We start from the raw sequence: 347 nt of genomic DNA, 5'->3' as shown, positions 1-347 counted from the left end.
TGGGAGATGACCACATAATCGAATACACCTTCCAATAGGCTGTTTTCGGCATTGCCACAATGAAAAGACAAATGCGGGTACTGACAACGGGCCTTTTCAATTTTTTCATTTGACAGATCAATGCCCAAGCCTGTTTTTGGTTTAAGCGCATGAAGCAGGCTACCTTCGCTACAGCCAATCTCGAGTACAGAAGCGCCTGAAGGGATCACATTGGTATGGTAGCGACGTAAAAAACGAAGAACAAAACGATTTCTTTTCATAGCATTTCATAGTGTTTATGTGTTGATAAAAAATGTGGGTGATTCCAGCCAAGTAGTGCGGCGAAGAAATTTTTGAAGTGTTCTTTT

General features: G+C 41.5%; 1 protein-coding gene. It reads right to left on the bottom strand.

Annotation, left to right across the window (positions count from 1 at the left end):
• On the bottom strand, positions 1–260 hold a 260-nt coding region (locus AC04NP_RS30745), incomplete at its 3' end, for a class I SAM-dependent methyltransferase (RefSeq protein ID WP_482863962.1).
• Positions 261–347 lie beyond the last annotated feature (87 nt).

It is taken from the genome of Agaribacillus sp. DX54, from assembly GCF_056858335.1.
This window is presented reverse-complemented; position numbering and strand designations above follow the sequence as displayed.